The organism is Hahella sp. NBU794 (genome assembly GCF_050749805.1).
Lineage (GTDB): Bacteria > Pseudomonadota > Gammaproteobacteria > Pseudomonadales > Oleiphilaceae > Hahella.
Genome location: NZ_CP192738.1, coordinates 2,794,659 through 2,819,352, shown reverse-complemented (window position 1 = coordinate 2,819,352; position 24,694 = coordinate 2,794,659). Strand labels below are relative to the sequence as shown.

General features: G+C 55.5%; 10 protein-coding genes and 1 pseudogene. 4 read left to right on the top strand and 7 right to left on the bottom strand.

Annotated features, from left to right (window positions below; all coding sequences use genetic code 11):
* Nucleotides 1–111: 111 nt before the first annotated feature.
* On the bottom strand, nt 112–603 hold the full coding sequence (locus tag ACQYWX_RS12605) for an N-acetyltransferase family protein (protein WP_431689012.1): 492 nt from the start codon (nt 601–603) through the stop codon (nt 112–114).
* Nucleotides 596–1,000, bottom strand: a complete 405-nt coding sequence (locus tag ACQYWX_RS12600; protein WP_011397836.1) for a rhodanese-like domain-containing protein — start codon at nt 998–1,000, stop codon at nt 596–598. The genes ACQYWX_RS12605 and ACQYWX_RS12600 overlap by 8 nt, the downstream gene beginning before the upstream one ends.
* Nucleotides 1,001–1,127: 127 nt before the next feature.
* On the opposite strand from ACQYWX_RS12600, the gene ACQYWX_RS12595 reads away from it, so the two are divergent.
* Nucleotides 1,128–2,099: a helix-turn-helix domain-containing protein gene (locus ACQYWX_RS12595; protein WP_431689011.1), complete on the top strand. Its 972-nt coding sequence runs from the start codon at nt 1,128–1,130 to the stop codon at nt 2,097–2,099.
* 144 nt (nt 2,100–2,243) lie between these two features.
* Nucleotides 2,244–2,597 carry a hypothetical protein gene (locus ACQYWX_RS12590; RefSeq protein ID WP_431689010.1) on the top strand — a complete coding sequence of 118 codons (354 nt, stop codon included), beginning with the start codon at nt 2,244–2,246 and terminating at the stop codon, nt 2,595–2,597.
* A 17-nt stretch (nt 2,598–2,614) separates the two neighbouring features.
* Here the strand turns inward: ACQYWX_RS12590 and ACQYWX_RS12585 are convergent, their stop codons facing one another.
* From ACQYWX_RS12585 to ACQYWX_RS12575, 3 genes are all read right to left on the bottom strand, one after another.
* Nucleotides 2,615–3,388, bottom strand: coding sequence for a substrate-binding periplasmic protein (locus ACQYWX_RS12585; RefSeq protein ID WP_431689009.1), 774 nt, complete (start codon nt 3,386–3,388; stop codon nt 2,615–2,617).
* A gap of 153 nt (nt 3,389–3,541) precedes the next feature.
* The gene (locus ACQYWX_RS12580; RefSeq protein ID WP_216740430.1) at nt 3,542–3,826 is read right to left on the bottom strand and encodes a hypothetical protein; all 285 of its coding nucleotides are present in this window, start codon (nt 3,824–3,826) and stop codon (nt 3,542–3,544) included.
* Between the two features lie 105 nt (nt 3,827–3,931).
* Entirely contained in the window at nt 3,932–4,246 is a 315-nt protein-coding gene (locus ACQYWX_RS12575) for a hypothetical protein (RefSeq protein ID WP_431689008.1), read from the bottom strand.
* Nucleotides 4,247–4,632: 386 nt separating this feature from the next.
* Between ACQYWX_RS12575 and ACQYWX_RS12570 the strand changes: the two genes are divergently transcribed.
* Together ACQYWX_RS12570 and ACQYWX_RS12565 are read left to right on the top strand one after the other, a co-directional pair.
* Nucleotides 4,633–5,376, top strand: a complete 744-nt coding sequence (locus tag ACQYWX_RS12570; protein WP_431689007.1) for a substrate-binding periplasmic protein — start codon at nt 4,633–4,635, stop codon at nt 5,374–5,376.
* A 24-nt stretch (nt 5,377–5,400) separates the two neighbouring features.
* A pseudogene (locus tag ACQYWX_RS12565) lies at nt 5,401–5,692 on the top strand (IS256 family transposase); the annotation flags it as partial.
* 220 nt (nt 5,693–5,912) lie between these two features.
* On the opposite strand, the gene ACQYWX_RS12560 reads toward ACQYWX_RS12565, so the two are convergent.
* Both ACQYWX_RS12560 and ACQYWX_RS12555 read right to left on the bottom strand, forming a co-directional pair.
* The gene (locus tag ACQYWX_RS12560) at nt 5,913–6,395 is read right to left on the bottom strand and encodes a tetratricopeptide repeat protein (RefSeq protein WP_431689006.1); all 483 of its coding nucleotides are present in this window, start codon (nt 6,393–6,395) and stop codon (nt 5,913–5,915) included.
* Between the two features lie 310 nt (nt 6,396–6,705).
* Complete coding sequence (locus tag ACQYWX_RS12555) at nt 6,706–24,687, bottom strand: LysM peptidoglycan-binding domain-containing protein (protein ID WP_431689005.1); 17,982 nt, start codon at nt 24,685–24,687, stop codon at nt 6,706–6,708.
* Nucleotides 24,688–24,694: the final 7 nt, after the last annotated feature.

Sequence of the window (24,694 nt, the reverse complement as noted above, 5' to 3'; positions counted from 1 at the left end):
TACCAAAGCCGCCACAGCTAATATAGATGAAGCATTGCGACCGAGTCAGAGTTAAAGCGCATCCATGCGCATGAGAACTCATATGGCGACATGCTCGCCACGCAACTACCTTCATGCATAACCGGCCAGTTTGGAAATATCCGACGCATTGAGGCTGAATATGCGCCAGTTATCCTCGCACTTCGCGCCCTGGGAGCGATAGAACATCGCCGCCGGCTCGTTCGTGGTTAGGACATCCCAGCGAATCTTGCGCCCCCCTTCACGCAGACACTCCCGCGCCAGCGCCGCCATCAGTTTTCCGCCAAGCCCCAGGTAGCGATACTGTTGCTCAATAAACAGCTCCTTGACGTAAATCCAAGGCGTCAGGTCATAGGTGAACGGCAAGCTGTAATACACCAGCATGCCTACCGCTAGTCCATCAGACTCCGCCACATAGACGCCGAAATCGCGATTGACGAATAAACGCCGCTCCAGTTCCTCCAGGGTGACGGCGAAGTCCTCAGCATAGCCTTCAAACTCGGCCAGTTGCCGCATCATGCTCAGCAGGCGCGGTCCGTCCTCCAGGCGCGCCGGGCGGATGACGCAGGGATTATCGCTAGGCATCCGCATCCGTCTCCAAAGTGAAGCCCTCATCAATCCACCCTGTCACGCCGCCGATCATTTTTTTGACCGGACGTTGCAGACTCGCAAGCTTGATCGCCGCCTTCTCCGTCGCATTACAGTGCGGACCGGCGCAATACACCACAAATAAGGTATCGGCAGGATAGGCAGCCAGATTCTGCTCGTTCAGACGCGTATAGGGCAGGCTGATGGAGCCGGCGATATGGCCTTTGCGATAGGCTTCATCGCCTCTCACGTCCAACAGTACAAAATCCTGACGCTTGTTGCTGATGGCGTGATGAACGTCCCAGCAGTCGGTTTCAAACTGCAACAACGCCTGAAAATGCGCCAAGGCGGTTTGGCTGTCTGCGGCGGGAATTCTGGATACAACAGATGACATAAGATTCTCCTTTGGGTTAGTGCGTGATCATTATTGGTTTTCCAATGTCAATCCGCCATTGGCTTGAAAGACATTGTTCGTTAATATCAAGCCAACCTCTATTAAAGAGACGAATAGGAGATCGTCGATGCATAACGTGGCCATTCTGGCGTTTGAAGACGTGGCGTTTTTTGAGTTGGGCTGCGCGGTGGAGCTGTTCGCACTGCCCCGTTCGGGCATCGAAGACTGGTATCAGTGCGATCTCGTCTCGTTCACTCCCGGACCGCTGACGACTACCTCAGGATTTCAGATCTGCGCCCGTCAGGTGGAGAATCTCGATGCCTTCAGCACCCTGGTCATCCCCAGTTGGCCTACCCAGCTCACTGACATTCCCGCCCCCATCGCCAACGCCGTCACACGTTTCTACGAACAGGGCAAACGTGTGCTGTCTCTCTGCTCCGGGGCTTTTCTGCTGGCGGAACTAGGACTGTTCGAAGGGCGACAGGCGACCACCCATTGGCGCTACGGCGACAAGTTCAAAAGCCGCTATCCCGGTGTCGACTATGTGGATGACGTGCTGTATGTATACGATGGCGTGATCGGCTGTTCGGCGGGCAGTTCCGCTGCGATAGACCTCTGTCTGGAAGTGATTCGCGATGATTACGGTTATAAGGTCGCCAACCGCATGGCGCGGGGCATGGTATTGTCCGCCCACCGCAAAGGCGGCCAGGCGCAGTTCGCGGAAACGCCCGTGCCGGAAAACAACAGTCAGTTCCACAACGCCATTGACTGGGCGCTACGCAATCTGGATAAATCCATCGACATCAATCTGTTCGCCCAGAAAGCCAGCATGTCCCGCCGCACTTTCGACCGGAAGTTCCGCGCCGACTTTAATATCACGCCGAAGGAGTGGCTGACCCATCAACGCCTGAATCTGGCCAAAGAGATTCTGGAAAATCAAAACTACAGCATCGAGAAAGTCGCCGCCCTCTCCGGCTTTGACAACGCCACCACCATGCGTCACCACTTCCGCAAAGAATTCGGCATCACGCCGACATTGCACAGGAAGAACTTTAGTCCGCTGGTGAATGGGAACATGGTCAGCGAGAGTGTTACGTAATATTACTTAGAATGAACACACATTTTCGGTAACCCTACGAATACGCTTACGCCCTTATCCGCCGTACTCTATTTAGACACCCTTTTTCTGCTCGTACACGGATTTACCCAGAAACTCCGACGTTTTCTATGGGGAACCTTCGTTTTGATAAAAAATTTCATTTCTAAAATAACGGTCGCCAACACGGAGCAGTTCGCCGCATTTACCCCTTCAGAGGAACGCACTCGGCTTAGCGCTTCTCTTTACATCATGTCAGGAAAAATCATCGAAGCAGCGGGGAGACATAACCAAATGTCCATCGCCAAAAAAGCAGTTGAGCTACATCGCTGGTATGGCATGGCTCTGAACAACGCCGATATCAGCGCCATGCAGCAATTTATTGAGCGACAGATGGTGTCGAACGACTATCCTGAGGACAGTCTGTTCCGCAAGTGGGCCACTTACTACTACAAGCATTTCAACATCAACGAGCCCCAGGAAGACATTCCGCAAAGATAAAGGCTTGCGCAGCGAGGTCACTCCAGGGGGAATTGTCCCAGGAAACGTTTGAAGACATCCGCCACAAAGCCGGACGCCTCCAGTTTCTTGAGCGACTGGTCATAGCCGGCTTGCAGTCGCGCCATCTCCGGATGCACGGAAGCCTTCACGAATACGTTGTAGTAAGGGCGGCTGACCAGGGGCTTGGGCAAATAGGTGATGAGCTTATCCAGGCCTCTCTGGCGCAAATCGTAAAGCGCCTCCTGGGTGTTCATCGGCGCGGCTTCTATGCGCCGGTTCAGCAGCATCTCCACCAGCAGGGTATGGCGACTCACCTTGACGATATTCAAATCAGAGTTCCAGAATTCCGGCGTATACGCCCACTCGTTCACCGCGCCAATACGCAGGTTTTTAAGGTCCTCCAGCGTATTGAAAGTGATATAGGGCTGATTGTCCTTGAGAACAAAGAAGTGCCAGCTCAGGTCTTTGTAAGCTGCCTGAGGATAGTTCAAATATTCGGCGCGCTCTTCTTTGAAAGAAAAGCTCATCACCATATCCACTCGGCCCTGATGGGCTTCGCGAATTATTCGGGCGCCAGACTCTATCAGTTGGAATTCATGCTCAATCGACAAGTCATTGAGAATAGCCCTGACGATCTCAACATCGATGCCCGTGAAAACGCCATTTATCTCCATTCGATAACGTAGTTCAGGCGTCCCTACCACGATTAGCGGTTTCGCCCCCGTCCCCATCGCGAACGATAGCAGGATAACCACCGCCAATCCCCTGAACCACCTTAGGAATACCGCCATAAGACTCCTTCATTCAGAGAAGCATTGGTCTGTAAAGATAAGCTTAGACGGTCGGCGAAGAGGCGGCAATGAGCTTGGAGATGCGCCGCCGCTTAATTGAAAAAATAGTCGCCCACACTGATAAGCATCGGGCGACCTGTTGCGAGCCTGGCCTTAAAAATCATCCGGCATGGCGTTTTCCATCCAGTCTCGATCAATATCGGAGCCGTCCCACTTCGCAGCCACCTGATCGATCAACTCCTGAACCGTGCCGCCCTGAATATCAACATCCGTTCCCATACCGAAAAAAGAGTACAGCACGTCTTCATAGAAGTTTTCCGGGTCCACTTCATATTCATTCGGATCAAAGGCCAGAATCTCCTCGTCGGACTTATCGTCATCATAGTTATCGCGGTAGATCTCCAGAATATGCTGGGTCGCTTTTTCTTTCAGCGTCATTCTCTTTCTCCTCTGTGGAAACGTATTTCAAAGTCATGATGGCAAGGTTCTGATACATGGGCAAATAGGTTGCTGGCGACGCGATAGAGGGATTGCCTCGTCCCGCTAACGTTCCTCCAAAACATCGTCAAGGCTGACGACTCTCATGCGTCGTCCCACTCGCGCATACGATATCAACCATAGCCCGGCAAAGAACGAGGTCGCGTCCATATGCGCAAAAGGCGCCTGAAACGGCTCTATAAACTCACTCACAAAATATATCGCTACGCCGACGGCTCCCAGCAGATTATAAAATAGCGACAACCGACGCGAGACCAATGGCTCAGGCTCTTTATATTTCGCCAAAGAAGCGGGAGTCACCAGCAGCACAATAAGTAACGGCAGCGCGGTTAAAAACTCAGGGTTATAAAAATCGAGCATGCTTTCTCCCTCTTGAAAGCGCCATTGAAGCCCAAAAAATGAGCGCCTGACACAAATACGGTTGTGTCTTTAGCAATTCCTTCCCAACAACCCAATAACAAGCGTCAGACGTGGCGCGCCTGTATAAAAATAACACTGATCATAAATTGTAAAAATTCCCGGAAGCCCTACGGAATAAAGGGAAGCCAGCGTTTTCCAAAGAGATATCCACAGGTTGTGTGGATATCCAAAGCCGTAAAACAGGTCAAATAGCAGACAATATCGAAAAAGTTAACCGTCCCAGCACGGAATTTGAACCGCCATTGGATAATCCCGTCGCCTTAAGCTATCTATTTCTATACTTACAGCAAAGAAAACAACTCGCTACTTTTCAACATGGACCGGCTATGAAAAAACTTTATTTGGCGTTAATCGGCCTCGTCATGATGTCAGGCATAGTTAAAGCAGAGACTGTAGAACTCGTCACCCTGCAATACCCTCCTTACCAGTATCAGGAAGAAGATGAAGTACAAGGTTTGGTAGTGAACATCGTCAATGAGGCCTTCCGTCGTGTGGGCATGGATACCAACATCCGCCTGAACGCCTGGCCCCGTTCATTGGAAATGGTGAGAAGTGGACAGGCCGACGCCATTTTCACTGCGTACAAAACTCCCGAGCGTGAAGAATTCCTGTATTACTCCAACGTCATATTAATGCCACAGGAAATCGTCCTGTTCGCCAAAAAAGACAGCAACATCAGCTTCAACGGCGACCTGACCGCCCTCGCCAACGTAAAAATCGGCGTGGTGCGCGACATCAGCTACGGCAGCACCTTCGACGAAGCCCGTAAAAATGGCATGTTCAAACAAATCTCCGAAACCACCAACCTGGAACAGAGCGTTAAAAAACTCGAATCCGGACGCATCGACCTGCTCATCAGCAACAAATACACCGCCCTGGCGATGTTCAAAAACCTCGGCTTCGCCGGCCAGTTCAAAGAACTCACCCCCTCCATCCAAAGCGTCCCCAGCTACATCGCCTTCTCAAAAAAGAAAGACCTCGCCGGCCTACGGGACAAATTCGACGCTGCGCTGAAAGAGATGATGTCGGACGGGAGTTATGACAAGTATTTGAGTGCTTATTCTGATTAGGGGGCTCTACAAAATTGAGAAACAGGAGAGAAGTACCCAATAGTGATCAAGTCCTAGCGCGGCAAGTGATAGCCCCTCTCGACGTGCTTCAAGAATTCTGATTATGTACGAGCCGCCATTTACGCAACCAATGCAGTAGAGGCGGTACATTGGCAAGCTAACCAAAACCAAAGGCGGTTTCGTCATGCGGGTATGTTGAACGCCACATAACGGTGGACGCTTCCAGTGCAGAATTGGAGTCTACGGGGCAGCCCAGGCGCACTCGCAGTTGTCGGTTCACTTTGAGGAACGGCTGGACGCTCACATCGATTTGTGACCTGGTTGACACCGAGTTTTGAACGCCCTCCCAAAAAGAAAACTCGATACACATATGAGTATGTTGCAAAAGAAAACTGCAAAGGCGCAAAAATACTTTAGTCATCCAAGCATCAAACATGCAACATAAAATACCTATATTGATGCCAGATTAATAATAGCCGGAAGATTCAATATGCGAGAACCAACACAATTGACCACTCTCACCCCACAGTTAAAAGTCATTCTATTTTTCCTTTTATTAGATTCAACCTATCGTAGATTATTGCTTTCATTTTCTCATCAGGATTAAACCTCAAACACGCCTCCAAATCTGCGACAGCAGAACTCATATCTCCCATTTCAAAAAAAACATTAGATCTATTATAAAAAGAAATTGGGTATGCAGGATCCTTTTTAATCGACAAGTCAAAGTACTTCAAAGAGCTCTCATAATCCTTAAGCTGATACAAAATTGTTGCCATGGCACTATATGCAGAAGCGTCTTCATATCCCATAGAAAAGGCCTTTTCCAAATCTTTTAACGCCAAATCATATTTCTCTATCATTGCATATGTAACACCCCTGTCTGCATATGCCAGACTGAATTCTGGGTCAACTTTAATAACATCACCAAACAAATCAATGGCATCATCTACTTGGCCTTTTGAAAGAAAGTTTCTAGCCCTAACACAAAAAGGAGACAAGTCAACTTTTATTTTCACTTAACAAATCCTCTCAATTTCAACGCACTCAATAAAATCTATCAAATAGATTTCAACAATATCAAAACCCGCACCGGATTTACGCACACCCACACTAATTATACCAACCACATCCACTATAATTTTTAGCCTTATGCCCCCCAATCACTTATGGACAATAAACAAACTCAATATCTTTACCTACGCACTCCACATTTAAACTTTGACAGTATAAGTATACCCTGCCCTCAGCTTTTGCTGACCTACGTTATCGAGAGCAGGTAGCATAGTCAAATCATAACCAGTAACATTACAACTTAAAAACCACAATTCATTTTAGCGGTTTCCATGGCTGCCCCACAGACTCCAAATAGGGAATATCCTTCATTAATCCCCCGGTCAATTCAACATTAGGAACTCCTAGCTTACTAGGAAATGTTGCACAGTTAAATGTAGTATCCATCCAACCTTCTGCGCCAGGAAATCCATAAAGCAAGTTGTCTGACACTTTCTTGACCCCAAACGCCTCATGCGCTTCAACCAAGCTATTATACTGGCTCCTTGACACAGATATATCATATTTAAACACTGTTTGAAGCTCTCCTTTACGATCTTTCAATGGAGACTCAACCACCTCTCGAAATACATACCGATCCTCAGTCACAACACCAGGGTAGGTATTGTGACCTCCACGCCTAGAGAGAGAATAGACGGCTTCATATGCAGACTTGTCAGTAATAGATGGACCGTATCCGTAAATCGTCTCCCCTCCATCAAATGAATATCCAACATGCCCCGTTACCTTATAGGGGTGGAGACCTGTAGCTTCCGCTCCCTTCAGATCATCTACTGCACCAGCTCCACGAAACCCAAAAATACTTACTGTCCGCCTACTTTCCGGTACTGTCTGTTTTAACTCAACTTTACGCCCAAGCGATCTTTCAGTAGCAAACAACTTTGTTTCGACAGAAAGCGTCGCTTCAGCTACAGCTCCCTTCGCCCCTCCAAAGGCTTTAGGTAAACCCAGCGCACCTAGGAGTCCTTCTCCAAACATCTCCAGCACACTACTGGCCCGTTCAGAGCCGCCAAGGAGTCTTAGGCTTTCGTAATCCTTAAAGTAGGCCTCACCTTCATTACCCAGCACTCCACCGTCTTCTGAGATTTGTCCGACTAAACCTATCATAAGGTCTCGGCCAAACTTATCTCCCAGTCGTCCTGGCCCACGCAGATCCATGGGATATGCTTCCTTAACCCATCTTATGTAGCCGTCTCTTATCTCCTGAGTAAGCTGGGTTTCAGAGAACAGGTTTACTTGTAGCGCCAAATGTTCTGGCTCATATTTAGCGTCTAAAGCTGCTTGATAAAAGTCTTCTTCCGTGGCTGTATCGTAATATTCTCTCCATTCACCAAGCTCTGCTTCTGCGTCGGGTTGATACTTGATCCAATTTGCAGGCAACGAACCGCCATTTTCAGCGATGATGGAGTCATAATCACTACGGCTAATCATATCGTAGGACTCGCCATCCATAAGTCCGCCACTATCTAAAGACGCAGATAGCAATGGGTCAGAATATGGGTCTGTAATATGCTCCTTTATTGAAAACTTTTTAAATACCGCTTCCTTGGCTTGCTCCGTCCACTGGGCGACCTTATCTCCTAACGGCCTTGCGATCGCCCCGCCAAGCGGGGCGCCGAAGACTTCTCCAGCGACTTGCATATAGTTGAACTTGCCATGGCCGTATGCCGCTTTGTTGGCGACGCTGCTGGCCGCGCCATTGATAAGCGCGCCACCCAGGTCAAAGTTCATGTCGCCAACGGAATAGTTCAGCTTACCGGCCAGCTTACCAATATCCGTACTACCCAATATGTTGCCTACGCCAGCAGTCAGTACGCTTGCGGATAGCGTGCGCCAATCAAAGTGCTCTTGCCTGCCCACCGCCATGGAAATGGCTTGGCGCGTGACCGACCGGACCCCTGCTTGACCCGCCGCCTTCATTAACTCGCCAGCCTTAGCGGCCTCACCAATAATGTCATGGCCGACAGCAGCCACAACGCCCTCAATCGCCACATCTTTCCATGAAAAATGGAAACCATTTTGCTGGCCGGTGATGATGGCCCCCGTCTGCGTAATGGCGGAACTGGTGATGCCTGCCGCCAACACCCCTGCGCCGACACCGGCAACCGTCCCGATAGTGCCTCCAACTGCACCCGCAACAGCACTGCTAACTGCTCCATAGACAGCAGCCCCCACACCAGCAGAGACTATTGCTACCGCTACGGCAACAATTATTAGGAAATCGCTGCTACACCCTCGCTTGGGTCGTGGGGGGGGGGGAGGGTCAGGCAATGTCGGGCTGGTATCACCCAACGCCAGTCCCGGATCATAAGGTCTGAATGTCTCCGAGTTGTTATGGATGTTGGTGACGACATTCGGCACTTTCAGGTTGAAGCCGGCGACCAACTTCTCAGCGCCGCTTAGTCCATTTGCGTCCGCCAGGACATACCAAAGAGAACTATCTCCCCATACCGATAGCGCGACGCTTTGCAGAGTATCACCTTCACTGACAACATAATAACTCGGAGACCTGCCAGGGTAGTTCGGGTTGATCGGCTGATAGTTTTGATCAAAGTCAGCAGAAGTCGTGGGCGTAACCCTTTCACGTATATCGTTGTGCTTATTGGCGTCCTGCTGCGCCAACGCCTGTGCATAGTCAAACCGGGAGGGAACCGGATCATTACCTACATCGCCAATGACTTTGTTGTTGGCGAAGTAGAACCTGCGTACATATGGAGACTTGTTCTCAGATACACGCTCATCACGATTCAACTCTTGCCGTCTAAGAACTCGTCCCTGATAGTTGGTGACATAGTCAATGGAGCGACCGGTGTGGCCATCCAACAAGTAAGTGTTATATCCATTAGCGTCATAGGTATAAACTGAACGCCCTTCTTTCCAGCCAACTTTTAAGTAATCTTTACTTCCCGTGCCGCCAATTCTCACTTCCGTCGCTTTAAAACTGTCCCACTTATCGTAATCATCATAGATATACGACGTCGTTATCTGAGTCTCCATCGACGTACCATCTGACTCATAGTTCGTCTGGATCACATTCTTAATGGTCTTGCCGTCCATCAGATAGTTATAGTCCAGCTCCGATTTCTTTTTCGTCAGGTCCGTGGCGTCTTTATAGGTCGTGTCTTTATCCACAACGCCATCTTTGTCATAGGTGTAGCCGTGGTGCGAGGTCACGTTAAAGGAAGCGTCATATTCCGTATAGGTCTGCATATGGCCGACGTTGTTATGCACACGTTTGGCGCGCAAGGATTCCACTCCGCCAGGAGCGGTTTTCAGGAAAACCCTGTCTACGGTACCCAAGTCGCCGTAATCATAGCGCTCGTAGCTATACGCAGCCACGCCATTGTTATCCAGCAGATTGCTTTCCGCACTCTTACGATTGCCATCAGCATAATATTGGATGGCGTAGCCGGTGTTGCCTTGATCAATCACATAGCCGCCATTGCTTCCCGTACGGCGACCCATGGTGATTTTGAAACGGTCTTCCTTGTCATACAGATAGAAAAACGTTTGCGGATCTTTCGCCGGTCTGGCGCCGCTTGCATCGGTATATTCCAGGTACTTGGTATCGGTAAAACGACGGTTGCCGTTGGCGTCGTAGCCGTATTTGATATCAAAGCTGGGGTCCACGACCTGTTTGACCCGGTTCAGCTCGTCATAATAAATACGAGCCACCTGATAAGGCAGATAGTCTGAGTAACCGTCTGTTGAGGCGCTGTCCGCATCGTGGGCCAGATCATAATAAGCCTCCAGGGTGCGATTGCCGTTTTTATCGTACTGATAACTCGCCTTGGTTCCCGCGCCGCGGTCGATGACCTCTTTGAGATAACCGTTAGCATAGTAACGATACTCAATATCCTGGTTATTGCGGGCAGCGCTATGTCTAGATTGGGACTCGCTTAAGGCAGTGTTCCCCGTTTGCCGCATCAGCCAGCCCGCTTGGTTGTAGTCGTAAGAGAAAACATGACCGCCCAAATCGTTATGCAGTCGGGCGCGACCGAAATAATCAGACTGATCTGTGATGCGATTTAACTCGCCACTGCCGCCGTACATGCCGGTTTGCGTGATTTTCTCGTAGCCCCCCAAACCTCCGCCAATGGACTCAATATAACGATATGCGTACCGAGTCTTGCGACCAGCAAAGCTGACATGCTCGCGGACTCGACCCGCGCCGTCATAGAGATAGGTTTCTGTATCCCCTGCCGCATCAGTATGAGTAATGCGGTTACCCAGGGAATCATAGCCATAGCTATCCTGCGCATAAAACTGACCCGCAGCGTTGAAGCGTTTTTGGGAAGTGAGATTGCCTACGGCATCGTAACCATACTGGATACGCTGTCCCAGCTCCGTGACTTCCGTACGTTTAGCGCCGTAGATGTCGTACGCAAAGGATTTCGTCTCTCCCGTGCGATCAAAGGACTTAACGACCTGCCCGTTTTCCACCACCTGCTTCTTGTAATAAACATCGCCGGTATAGTGGCTGCGCGCATCCCTGACGGCGACCTGCTCGCCCAGTTCATTGTAGTAATACGAGGTGATGGGTCTGGCGCGCACCGCATCGGACTTCTCAGGATTGATATCGGTCTCTGGCTTCACCTCTCGGACCAGCTTCCCTAACTGGTCATATTCATAACGGGTGACGTTGCCTGAAACGGCGACCTGGACGGGTTGACCATGCTCGTCATACACCAGATCGCCCTTGCTGTCGTACTTCTCCTTCGTACGCCGACCATCCACTTCCGCAACCACGTCGCCAAACGCGTTATAGCGATTCTGACGACGAATAATATTGCCTTCGACGGAGCCATAAGTGGCGTTGAAACCTTCGTCTTGCGTGGTTGCTCCCGCAGATTTGACATAGTGGTATGCAAGGCTGCGTAGATAGCTGTTTTGTAGTGTGTTGCCTGACCAAGGCTCTAAAATTTGCGAATTATAAACTGACTCGGAGTACCCTTTCCAAACCTCTAACAGTTTCTGGGCCGACTCTGTTTTATAAAATAGGTTCTGGGTAGGAATATTACTTGAAACTGCCGTATCCAGCGCACCTGAAAAATGGCTTCTTGTAACACCACTTTTGGAAGCAATTGCTTCGAATGAGTATATTCCAAACATGTCCCCTGGAAGCTCCCAGGTACTTTTCCCAGAAACTACAGGCAAACGTACCTCTTTAAAGCCTCCTGAATTATATTTAATAAGTAGTGAGTCAGAGTCTCCTAAATCTGAGAATGAAACAAGCTTAGGAAGTGATACCACACGCTCACCTTCACTAATTTTTTCAGAAAATAGACATCTATCATTCCAAAATAGCTCTATCCTGGTACCTACACCATAAAAACCGAAAGATTTATCAATATACTCGCCAGGTCTGACCTCTATTATCTCCGGAGACTCAGGGGCTTTTAAAAATTTTAAGTATAGCCGCCCTTCACTTGCAGAACTTATATTTGGAATAGTACCTACAAAGTGAAATGCGGTATAAGGTAAACCACGGTCGAGGATAAATACATCAAGCAAGGAAAATTTCATTTTAGAATTATAAACTACGCGCCCTTTATTCAAAGGCAACCCACCAGCATTCAAAAGACCCTCTGCGAATATAGAGCTTGAGGAAGTACTATTTAAACGCAACTGCTCAACACTTACACTCTCTTTATATAAATGAGTTTCAAAAGAGCGGCTGGAGGTAACCCACTCTTCTGTCGATGTAGCGCCATTATTATCATAACCAATCCAATGCTCACTAACTTTTGTCTCCGCCCTTAATACATAGTCAGTTTGAACTGTAGTTTTTGTATTCGCGTACTTATTCAAATCTATATATTTATCAACAATGCTCTTCACCACCTTTTGGGCGGTCATTGTTACAGCAACAGCTTGATCTTCCACTGGGAGAATCCAAGCAGTAGGCGTTTTCTCCTGTTCCGTCGCCAGTTGATCGCCGACCAACTCGCCCAGCACGGCGCCGTTCTCGCCGAACAGCTCAAGTCGATATCCATAGCGAGTCGCCTTCAAGCCTTGCAATTCAAGTCCGACGCTTGTAGAACCGCTACGCTCACCGCTATCAGCAATATGTTCATCCAGTGAGTGGTAAGTCAGCTTCCAGCTTTTTACCTCCGCATCCATCAGGTTAACGTTCAGTAAAGCGCTATCTGCTCTCAGGTTTACATCGATCTTGGCAAGCTGGGTTTCCTGAGTGGAAACGGAGTCTGCATTAGGATCAAATCCAGGCACATCCTGAGTAACAGTATTGCTACCTACGCCATATTTCTCTCGAATTTTCTCAATGGTATTCGTCGCCGGGTCATTGACGTTGATCCAAACCGACTCCGTCGATCCTGGCGTGCTGGAAAGAATCGTTGGCGGCCCAGACTGCGCCAGCGAAGGCTCTCCCGCCCCAACCCATGGCCCTAACGTCGGCGCTGTACCGCTATCGTAGCCAGGTTGCCCTTGTACGCCTTCCGCGCCCTTCCAGCGGATCTCCCCGCTTAACCCTTCAAAGGTCATGGGGGGCTCCACCACGTCCGTCAACTGTCCTTTGGCGTCATACACGCTGACGCGGATCTGTACGTCTTTCGGCGAGAGTTTGGCGGCGTCCGCGGCGCTCTTGATGTCTTTCAGGGTGACGGTTTTCCCATCCAGCTCAAAACTGTCGATGGTCAGCATCTCCATCGTCGCCTTGCCGTTGGCGTCATACAGGTACAACTTCCAGGCGCCGTTGTCCTTATTGGTTTTAAGCACGCGTCCAATATGGTCGTAGACGAACTGCTCCTGCCACTGTCCCGCTTTGCCTTTCGCTTCAATCTCGCCATAGGCGTTATAGCGCACTGCACTGCTGACGGTTTCGCTTAGATAGGTCGGGTCCACTTCCCAGCGTTTGATTTCCTGATCCTGAGCGTCATAGATAAAGAAGACGTCCAGGGTGCGATTATGCGTCGAACCGCTGCTGTAGCCGCCGACCAGCGTCTGCTGACGGGTCACATTGCCATAGCTGTCGTAGTTGTATTGGATACGACGGTTATCCGCATCCAGAGACGTGATTGTGCGGCCCAGTCGATCGAGCACATGAATCTCAGTGCGCGTTTGCTTCGTCTTACGGTCTGCGCTGACGCCTTCACGGCTGCTGCTGAACGCGCCGCCATCGGCGCGAACCGCCGTGGCGCTGATGCTCACCTGCTCGCCAAACGCGTTATAGGATTGGCTCTGACGTCGACGCACCGTATCGCCTTCGAAGTCGGTGAAGGTTTCTCCGGTCTGCGTCTCTTGCCGCCCCAGATTGTCGTAAGTGAACTCAGTGACATGATTGACGCCCGGGCGAACCACTTTCACTACGTTGCCCATGCCGTCGTATGTGTAAGCGGTGACCAGGTCGCCGCTGGTATGGCTGAGCGCGCCACTGCTCTTGTCGATGGCGCTGTAGGCGACGCTCTTCTTGATCTCCTGCACCTTGCGGCCCAGGTTGTCGTAGCGGAACTCCGTCACCCGGTTGTCCGCGTTGCGCGGCGCTGGCTTATCCGGGTCGCTGCTGGGCGCCGGGTCCGTTTTCGCTTCTGCGATCAGCGTTTGGGCGCTGCGGCTGGATTGATCCACCGCCAGCGCTTGCAAGGTCGTTCCTTTGAGCGGCACGGCGAACTGGGTTTCTTTCGTCATCGAGCCGCGATAGTCGTATTCCCACGCAATGGCGACCCCCAGCGGGTCCACCTGCAGGATGCGATTGCCGCGATCGTCATAAAAGTAGTAGGTCGGCTGGTAGTTGGCGTCCACGGACTTCACCACCTGCCCGTTGCCGTCGTAATAGGACTGCGTCGTTTGCGCGCCGACGTAATAGCCCGTGCGTTCCGTGTCCTCCCCGCCGCCATGAATGACCGCATTGAGGTCAAACAACTGCTCGTCCCGGGTGCGGGTGGCGATGACACGGTTTTCCCGGTCGTAATACATGTTCATCTCGCGGAAATCATCGCCGTCTTTATTGACCAGAGCGTTGATGCTGGCGAGGTCGTATCCTGTCGTTAGCCGTTCTCCATACTGCCGCACCTGAACATGGTTACCCACAGGATCATACTCAGATACAGCTAAACTGAGATCAGCGTTCACCGTCCAGACCTGCTGCCCCTGCGCATTGTAACCATAGCGCTCCACGCGCGCCGCGCCGACCGGCGTGGTTCCGTTCTGATGCGCTTGCCGGGTCGTTACAACGACCTGGCCTATCTGATCGTATTCGGTGCGGGTATGCAGACTGACGTTGTTGTAAGTGGCGTTGGCCCCGGCGTCGTAGATGCCGTCCATCGCCTGATCAATGCGCAGAACCTCCCGGTTCAGCTTGTCATAGCGGTATTCCGTAGTGCGGCTCTGTTCTGCGATATTCGCCGCCTGCGTCACCTTCACTTTGTTGCCCAGGGCGTCGTACTGATAGCGCGTCTCCACGCCTGCGTTGGCCAGCAGCGTCACTGAGCGGTTGTCGTTGGCCCGGTATACCCTGACCGCCGGCGTCACTTCCTTGATCAAGCGGTTGGCGGCGTCGTAGGCATAGCGATACGCCTGGGTTTCGACAATGCCTTGTCCTTGCTGGTAGTTCTGCAGCCTGTCCACCATGCGGATGCGGTTGCCCGCTTTGTCGTACTCAAAACGCTCCACATAGTTCTTCACCGCCCCATCCAGCTGAGTATGGCGATAAACGATATCGCTGACCCGATCCAGCGTGTCGAAGACGTAGTCGGTGCGTCCGCCGACCTGGTAAATATTCGCGTTGGGATTCACCGCGCCCGTATTGACGCTGCTGATGCGGCCGGCGATGACGCTGAGCGCCGTGCTTTCGTTCAGTCCGGAAAGGCTGATCGGCGCATAATGCTCGATCTTGCTTTTTACTTTGCCGGTGCTGGTGTACTGGTTTTCGATGACGTAGCCAGCGGGATCGACACTGTAACGCAGGCGATTGAGGCTGTCGTAGTAGAAGTAGCCGGTTTTGTCGACGCCATCGATCACTTTGGCGATATTGCCAAAGGCGTCGTAGGTGGTGGACTTGACCTGACCGTTGGCGTCCGTCTCGGAGATTTTGCGGCCCAGCGTGTCGAAACGCTGTTGGCGGGAGTACAGCTCATACAGCGCCTGCTTATGGAAGCTGTTCAGGTTCTCCGCCTTGTCCGGCAGACTGTACAGCTGCGCCTTCAAGTGCGCAGGAATTTGCAGCGCCATCGCTTCCGCACGATTAACGCTCCCACCACTGGCGACACTGCGAATCAGCGCGCGCATTTCCTGCGCCCAGGCGTCGTTGCTCTCCACCAACGCGTAAGCGCGTGGATCAATCACCCGCTCCACCTGATCGAAGGCGTCATAGACGTAGCCGGTGCTGCTGGCGTTCGCCGCGCCAAACGCTTTGGTTTCTTTCACCACCCGGTTCAGGTCGTCGAACTCATAGCGCGTGGTGCGCTCCAGAGCGGAGCCCTCCGCTTCGATCAGGGCGATGACGTTGCCGTAGCGGTCGTATTCCTTGCGCGTCAACGTGGAGACGCCATTGAGTTCCGGCGTGCGGATGCGCTCCTGACGATTGAGGGCGTCGTATTCGTAACGGGTGTGCCGATCTCCGCTCACCGGGTCGTTATTCGCCGGGACGTTCGCCGTGGCGTAATCCGCCGCCGTGCGTTCATGGATCGACACTTCCGTGATGTACTGGCTTTCCTGAATCAGGTTGTCGAAGCCGTCGTACTGGTAACGCGTCACGGCGCCTTTGCGCGCGCTGGCGCTGATATCCGCGTCGTCGACGGAATCCTTCGGCGTCAGTTTGGCGATCAGGCGGTTGTCCGCGTCGTAGGCGAAGCTGGTGACGTTGCCCCGCGCGTCGGTCACCGCCGTGCGGTTGCCGTGGGCGTCGTAGGCGTAGCTTTCAGTAATCCAGGTTTCCGCGCCGCCCGTCATCAGCCGCTGCGACTGGCTGATCTTGCGACCGGCGTCGTCATAGGCGTAGCGGGTGATGCGGGTTTCCGCGTCCGGATGCAGGCCCGTCAGGGCGCTCAGGGTCGCCGCCTGGGTCCAGGGGGCGGCGTAACGGCGTTCTTCCGTCACCTGCCCCTGTCCGTTGTACAGGGTTTCCGAGACGTAGTTCTCGCCGTCCAGGCTGTAGCGCAGGCGTCCCAGGGCGTCGTAAACCCGACGGCTGTGCTGGTTCGCCGCCGCGCTGCGATGGGCGTCCGCCGCCTGCGTCACGTGCGTCAGGGTCGCCGCGGTTCCGAGATTCAGGCTGGCGGCGTAGCGCACGCGGTGGGTCAGACGGCCAGCATGGTCGTACTCCTGTTCGATCAGGCGTCCGCCCGCGTCTATCCGGTAGATTTCCAGGCCGCGGGCGTCGTAGAAGACCTGCTCCACCCGGTCGCCGGCAGAGGCGTGGCCTTGCACATAAGTTTCCAGCGCCGCCGCCGTCAGCGGCTGGCTCAGGTCATAGGCCGCGACGTAACTCAGGGTGCGCGTCACCTGGCCATTGTGATCGTATTCCAGTTCGGTGATATGACCCTGGTGATCCAGCTTGAAGCGCGCCTGGCCCAGGCTGTCGTACACCATGTAAGCATGTTGCGCCCGGGTCTCGCCCGCGACAAACTGCGCCAGCGCCGCTTCGCTGTAATCGGCGCCGCTGTAGGCGGTTTCGTAGCGCAGCGTCTGCGTCGCCCGGCCCGCCGCGTCGTAGCGGGTCTCCGTCACCTGCCCCAGGGCGTTCAGGCTGAAGCGCGCCAGACCGCGCGCGTCGTACGCCGTGCGCTGCGTGTGTCTACCACCGGCGATGGGCAGCTTACTCTCTATTCCGGCTTCGTCGTAAACAAGGCCCGCCAGCGATAAGGGGTTGAGGTATTTGTGCGTCGCCGTCACTCGCCCGGCCGCGTCGTATTCCCGCTCTGTCACATGGCCCAGCGCGTCGATCTCAAACCGCGCCTGGCCTTTGGCGTCATACACCAGGCGCCCGCTGCGCGGCTGACTTTGTGCGCTGGCGAACTGGGTCAGCGCCGCTTCGCTATAATCCGGGCCAGCGTAGGCGCGGTCATAGCTGAGTTTTTCCGCCACCTGTCCCAGGGCGTCGTAACGGCTCTCGGTAACATAGCCCAGAGCGTCAACCGTAAAGCGCGCCTGGCCTTTAGCGTCGTATACCACGCGTTCGCGGCTGCGCTCGCTGTTCTGCGTCGCGTCGCCGCTCATCCAGGCATCGCCAATCGCCGAGCCCTGTGCGTACAGGTTCGCCTGCGCCACATAGGTCTGCGTGGCGTCCACCGCATCCTTCAGGGTGTGAATCAGGACGTAGTTATCCTGTCCCTTGCGTTGCAGCAGGATGCGGGCGTCGCCGTCCTTCAGTTCAATCCGGAAACGGTCTCCCGCCTCCACGAACTGCATCGTCGCCGGCGCAATCTGCGTCCCCTTGTATTGAATCAGAACGCTGTGTTTCTCCGCCGCCGCGCCGTCACGGTCGCGGATAAATACGCCCAGGTCGATTTCCTTAAAGTAGTCGTTCCCCGACAACCGTTCTTCCGGGGTCAGGTTGAAGCCCACCACGCCCAGGGATTGGCCATTGACCAGCTGGTCTACGGTGAATTCCAGGACGCCTTCGCCGCCCGTCAGGCCGCTTCCCGCGATCGCGCGGCCGGCGGTCAGACTCGCTGGTCCGGTGCGCGTCAGGCGTCCTCCTTGCTGGGACACTTCCGCATCCGTTCCCCAGTTCAATAACTGAGGCAGGCGCGACGCCAGATCCGCAGAAGCGACGTTAACCGGATTCGCGTAGCGGCTCTTGTTAACCACCCGTCCTTGCGCGTCATACTCGAATTCCGTGACGTAACCCAGCGCGTCGACCTCAAAGCGCACCTGGCCTCTCGCGTCATAGACCAAACGAGAGTGAGAAGCCGGGGCTTCGCCGTTCGCGAACGTCTGCAGCGTGCTTTCGGTGAAAACGCCGCCCGTGTAGGCATGGCTGTAGCTGAGTTTCTCGGTTACTTGGCCCAGACTGTCGTAACGGGTCTCCGTCACTTGCCCCAGGGCGTCAAGGGTGAAACGTACTTGGCCTTTGGCGTCGTAGACCAGTCGGGAATGGGCAGCGGGCGTTTTGCTGCTGATGAAGCTCTGCAGGGCGCTTTCGGTAAAGGCGCCGCCGGTGTAGGCGGAGCTGTAACTGAGTTTTTCGGTTATACGACCCAAAGCATCGTAGCGGCTCTCCGTCACCTGACCCAGAGCGTCAATGGTGAAGCGCGCCTGACCTTTGGCGTCGTAAACCAATCGTTCACTGCTGCGCTCACTGTTCTGCGTCGCGTCGCCGCTCATCCAGGCATCGCCAATCGCCGAGCCCTGCGCGTACAGGTTCGCCTGCGCCACGTAGGTCTGCGTGGCGTCCACTGCATCCTTCAGAGTGTGAATCAGGACGTAGTTATCCTGTCCCTTGCGTTGCAGCAGGATGCGGGCGTCGCCGTCCTTCAGTTCAATCCGGAAACGGTCTCCCGCCTCCACGAACTGCATCGTCGCCGGCGCAATCTGCGTCCCCTTGTATTGAATCAGAACGCTGTGTTTCTCCGCCGCCGCGCCGTCCCGGTCGCGGATAAACACGCCCAGGTCGATTTCCTTAAAGTAGTCGTTCCCTGACAGCCGTTCTTCCGGGTTCAGGTTGAAGCCCACCACGCCCAGAGATTGGCCATTGACCAGCTGGTCTACAGTGAATTCCAGAACGCCTTCGCCGCCCGTCAGGCCGCTTCCCGCGATTGCGCGGCCGGCAGTCAGACTCGCCGGTCCGGTGCGCGTCAGGCGTCCTCCTTGCTGGGACACCGCCGCATCCGTTCCCCAGTTCAGTAACTGAGGCAAGCGTGACGCCAGATCCGCCGTGGCGGCGTCAATCGGCTGCTCATAGCGGCTCTTGTTAACCACCCGCCCTTGCGCGTCATACTCGAATTCCGTGACGTAACCCAGCGCGTCGACCTCAAAGCGCACCTGGCCTCTCACGTCATACACCAAACGAGAGTGAGACGCCGGAATTGCGCCATTCGCGAACGTCTGTAAGGCGCTTTCAGTAAAGACACCGCCCGTGTAAGCGTGGCTATAGCTGAGCTTTTCAATTACCCGGCCCAGGCTGTCGTAACGGGTCTCCGTCACCTGGCCCAGAGCGTCCAGGGTGAAGCGCGCCTGGCCTTTCACGTCGTAGACCAGTCGGGAATAGGAAGCGGGCGTTTTGCCGCTGATGAAGCTCTGCAGGGCGCTTTCGGTAAAGGCGCCGCCGGTGTAGGCGGAGCTGTAACTGAGTTTTTCGGTTATACGACCCAAAGCATCGTAGCGGCTCTCCGTCACCTGACCCAGAGCGTCAATGGTGAAGCGCGCCTGACCTTTGGCGTCGTAAACCAATCGTTCACTGCTGCGCTCACTGTTCTGCGTCGCTGTTCCGCTCATCCAGACATCGCCAATCGCCGAGCCCTGTGCGTACAGGTTCGCCTGCGCCACATAGGTCTGCGTGGCGTCCACTGCATCCTTCAGGGTATGAATCAGGACGTAGTTATCCTGTCCCTTGCGTTGCAGCAGGATGCGCGCGTCGCCGTCCTTCAGTTCAATCCGGAAACGGTCTCCCGCCTCCACGAACTGCATCGTCGCCGGCGCGATCTGCGTCCCCTTGTATTGAATCAGAACGCTGTGTTTCTCCGCCGCCGCGCCGTCCCGGTCGCGGATAAACACGCCCAGGTCGATTTCCTTAAAGTAGTCGTTCCCCGACAACCGTTCTTCCGGGTTCAGGTTGAAGCCCACCACGCCCAGGGATTGGCCATTGACCAGTTGGTCTACGGTGAATTCCAGGACGCCTTCGCCGCCCGTCAGGCCGCTTCCCGCGATTGCGCGGCCTGCGGTCAGACTCGCTGGTCCGGTGCGCGTCAGGCGTCCTCCTTGCTGGGACACCTCCGCATCCGTTCCCCAGTTCAGCCACTGAGGCAAGCGCGACGCCAGATCCGCAGAAGCGGCGTCAATCGGCTGCTCATAGCGGCTCTTGTTAACCACCCGCCCTTGCGCGTCGTACTCAAATTCCGTGACGTAACCCAAGGCGTCGACCTCAAAGCGCACCTGGCCTCTCGCGTCATACACCAAACGAGAATGCGAAGCCGGGGTTGCGCCATTCGCGAACGTCTGTAAGGCGCTTTCGGTGAAAACGCCGCCCGTGTAGACATGGCTGTAGCTGAGTTTTTCGGTTACTTGGCCCAGACTGTCGTAACGGGTCTCCGTCACCAGGCCCAGGGCGTCGACGGTGAAGCGCGCCTGGCCCTTGACGTCATACACCAGTCGGGAATGGGCGGCGGGCGTTTTGCCGCTGATGAAGCTCTGCAGGGCGCTTTCGGTAAAGGCTGAGCCTGTGTAGGCGGAGCTGTAACTAAGTGTTTCGGTTATGCGGCCCAACGCGTCGTAGCGGTTCTCCGTGACGTAGCCCAAAGCGTCAACCGTAAAGCGCGCCTGATCTTTAGCGTCGTAGATCAGACGTTCACGGCTGCGTTCACTGTTCTGCGTCGCGTCGCCGCTCATCCAGGCATCGCCAATCGCCGAGCCCTGCGCGTACAGGTTCGCCTGCGCCACGTAGGTCTGCGTGGCGTCCACCGCATCCTTCAGGGTGTGAATCAGGACGTAGTTATCCTGTCCCTTGCGTTGCAGCAGGATGCGCGCGTCGCCGTCCTTCAGTTCAATCCGGAAACGGTCTCCCTCCTCCACGAACTGCATCGTCGCCGGCGCGATCTGCGTTCCTTTGTATTGAATCAGAACGCTGTGCTTCTCCGCCGCCGCGCCGTCCCGGTCGCGGATAAAGACCCCCAGGTCGATTTCCTTAAAGTAGTCATTCCCCGACAACCGTTCTTCCGGGTTCAGGTTAAAGCCCACTACACCCAGGGATTGGCCATTGACCAGTTGGTCTAAGGTGAATTCGAGGACGCCCTCGCCGCCCGTTACGCCGCTCCCCGCGATCGCACGACCGGCGGTCAGACTCGCGGGTCCGGTGCGCGTCAGGCGTCCTCCTTGCTGGGACACCGCCGCATCCGTTCCCCAGTTCAGTAACTGAGGCAGGCGCGACGCCAGATCCGCCGTGGCGACGTCAACTGGGTGCGTATAGCGGCTCTTGTTAACCACCCGTCCTTGCGCGTCATACTCGAATTCCGTGACGTAACCCAAGGCGTCGACCTCAAAACGCACCTGACCTCTCGCGTCATACACCAAATGAGAATGAGAAGCCGGGGTTGCGCCATTCGCGAAGGTCTGCAAGGCGCTTTCAGTAAAGACGCCGCCCGTGTAGGCATGACTATAGCTGAGTTTTTCGGTTACTTGGCCTAGCGCGTCATAACGGTTCTCCGTGACGTAGCCTTGCGCGTCCACCTCAAAGCGCGCCTGTCCCTTGGCGTCATAAACGTAGCGGGTGGCGACGCCCGCGCTGTGGTAGTCCGCATCGCCGCTGAGCGCTACGGCTTCAATGCCCGCGCCCGCGCCATACAGGTTGGTTTGCGCCGTGTAGTTCGCGTTCGCATCCACCACGCCTGTGAGGGTTTGAATCAGTGTGAAGCCGTGCTGGCCAGAGCGCTGAAGCAGGATGCGCGCGTCCGCGCCCCGCATTTCGATGCGCAGGCGGTCGCCAACCTTGATCGGCGTCGCCGAGGTTGGCTCCGTGCGCACGCCGTTCACCTGGATCATCAGGCTGTGGCCCTGTGAACCGGCGCCGTCCGGGTCGCGGATGAAAACGCCCAGGTCCACTTCATTCAGATAATCGTTGCCGGTCAGGACGGTCTCCGGGTTCTTATTGAAGCCCACCGCGCCCAGGGAAGCCCCGGTCGGCAGCGCCGCCACGGTGAACTCCAGCGCGCCGCGGCCTTGTTGCAGCGCTTCGTTCGCCACCGCCCGGCCTCCGCTGAGTCCGGTGGCGGCGGTCTTGATAATCCGTCCCGCGTCGATCTGCACGACGCCGTCGCCGCGCCAGCTCGGCGCATGCGCCGCCAGCGACGCCAGGTTGGCGGCGTTCAGGTCCGCCGCTTTGTCGTAGCGGGTCTTCTTCGCAACGCGTCCTTGTCCGTCGTACTCATAACCGGTGACATAACCCTGGGCGTCGATTTCGAAACGCACCTGGCCCTCAGCGTCGTAGAAGCGTCGCGTGGTGATTGCGCTCTGGCCCCCGGCGAAGGTCTCCAGCGCCGCCAGGCTGACGGCGCCGCCGTAGGCGGTCTCATAGCGACGCGCCTGCGTCACCCGTCCCAGGACGTCATAGCGGTTCTCCGTGACGTAACCCAGGGCGTCGATTTCAAAACGCACCCGGTCCTGGCCGTCATAAACATAGCGGGTCTGCGCGCCCTGCGCGTCCACTCTGCGGATCACCCGGCCCTGGGCGTCGTAGTATTGCTGCGCCTTGCCCAGCTGTACGCCGCCGGCGTCGCGCTCCACCACGTCGATCAGCGCGCCGGCGCTGTTGTACGTCTTCACGCTTTGCAGACCCGCTGCGTCGCGGCTCAGGATGGTCGCGCCCTGGTATTCGGTCTGCGTGGTCACCGCGCCCAGCGCGTCCTTCACCGACAGCAGCCGGCCCAGGCCGTCGTAGACATACAGCGTTTCTCCGGTGCGATGCCCCAGGCTCTCCGGGGCCGCGCTCGCGTTCTCCGTCGGCGCCGCCTGATCGGGGTTCACCTGTTTCAGCAGGCGTCCTTCCGCGTCGTAGATAAAGTGCGTCGTCGCCGCGCCGATGCCCGCGCCCGTGGCGTCGGTCTTGCTGTAGCGGGTCTGACGGCTCAGTTGGCCGCGGAAGTCGTAGTCGTATTCCGTGAGGGTGGTTCCCTGCGCCCGGGCGGCGCTCGTCCAGGTTCTCAGCGGCCCTTCAGGCAGCTCTTGACCGGGGGCCAGATCGCTCAGGTCGTAGCGCGCGAGGTACCCCTGGGTCGCTCTCAGCTGGCCCAGGTTGTTGTAGCGGAATTCGGTGACGCCACCCTGGGCGTCCACGCGGTAACGCAAGCGATGCTCGCTGTCGTAAACGTAGCGCTGGGTGGCGCCGTCCGTCGTTTCCGTCAGGGTCTGGTTGTAGGCGTTATAGGTGTAGTCGGTGGCGCTCCCCAAACGGTCGGTATGGGTCAGCAGATTGCCCATGGCGTCGTAGCGGTAGGTCTCGCTGTAGCCATCGGCGTCCGTACTTTGGATGAGGTTGTCGTCGGCGTCGTAGGCGTAGCGGCGAACGCTCTGGCTTCCGTCCTGCTGCGGCAGGCGCAGCTCCACCAGGCGCGCGCGTTCGTCGTAGCGCAGCACCGTCTGCAGGCCGCTCAGCGTCGCTGGGTCCAGCACCCGCGTCACCGTCGCCGTGCGCTGCGCCAGATCATAGGCGTAGGCGGTGACGATGGCGTCCGCGCCGTCGCCCTGGGTCACCCGGGTCACCCGGTATTCGCCGCCGATGTTCTGGTACTGGAAGCTCACCGACACGCCGTCGCTGGCCTGCATCTTCGCCACGCGTTTGCTGTCGCCGTCGTAGCTGTAGCGCGTCACGAAAGTGCGGCCGTCGCCGATGCTGTTGTCCGCCGGGGTCAGGTCCACCGTCACCGTCGTCAGGCGTCCCTGGGCGTCATAGCCGTAATAGGTCTGGTTGCGTTGCGCGCCGTCCGCGCCCACCGTCTTCACCAGCACCGCCCGCCCAGAGCCGTCGTACTGAATCTCCAGCTTCTCCCCGGACGCCGTCGTCAGGGTCGTCGCGGCCGCGCTGCGGCTGATGGTCACCCGTCCGGGTTCGTCGCGATGGGCCAGCGCGCTCAGTTTGCCCTGCCAGCTGTACACTTCCTGCGCGCCGCTCTCGCCTTCCGTCCACAGGAACGCGTCAGCGCCGGTTCCGCCGCGGAATTCCAGAGTGTCGTGAGCGCCTTCGCCGACGCTGGAGACATACAGTCCACGGCTCTCGTCATAACGATAATCCGTGCGGCTGCCGTCGCCGGCGATCCGCGTGATCACGCTGCCGGCTTTGTTCAGGGTACCGCCGTTGAATTCCAGGCGCTGGTTGAAGCTGAAGTAGAAGTTGTCGCCGTTGTCGTCAGTGAAGCGGCCCTGGCTGTTATAAGTGCGGATCAGGCTGGCGTCACGCCCCGCGCCTAACAGCAGCTCATCGCGGCGCTGCAGCACCAGGTTGCCTGTGGCCGCATTGACGTAGACCCGCTCGCCGCCCTGGCCCACGCCCGCTTGCGACAGTCCCGCGCCCGCGCCTGACAAGGACGCGCCAAATAATCCCAGACCTTCCCCTGATACAACCGCAACCATTTGATGA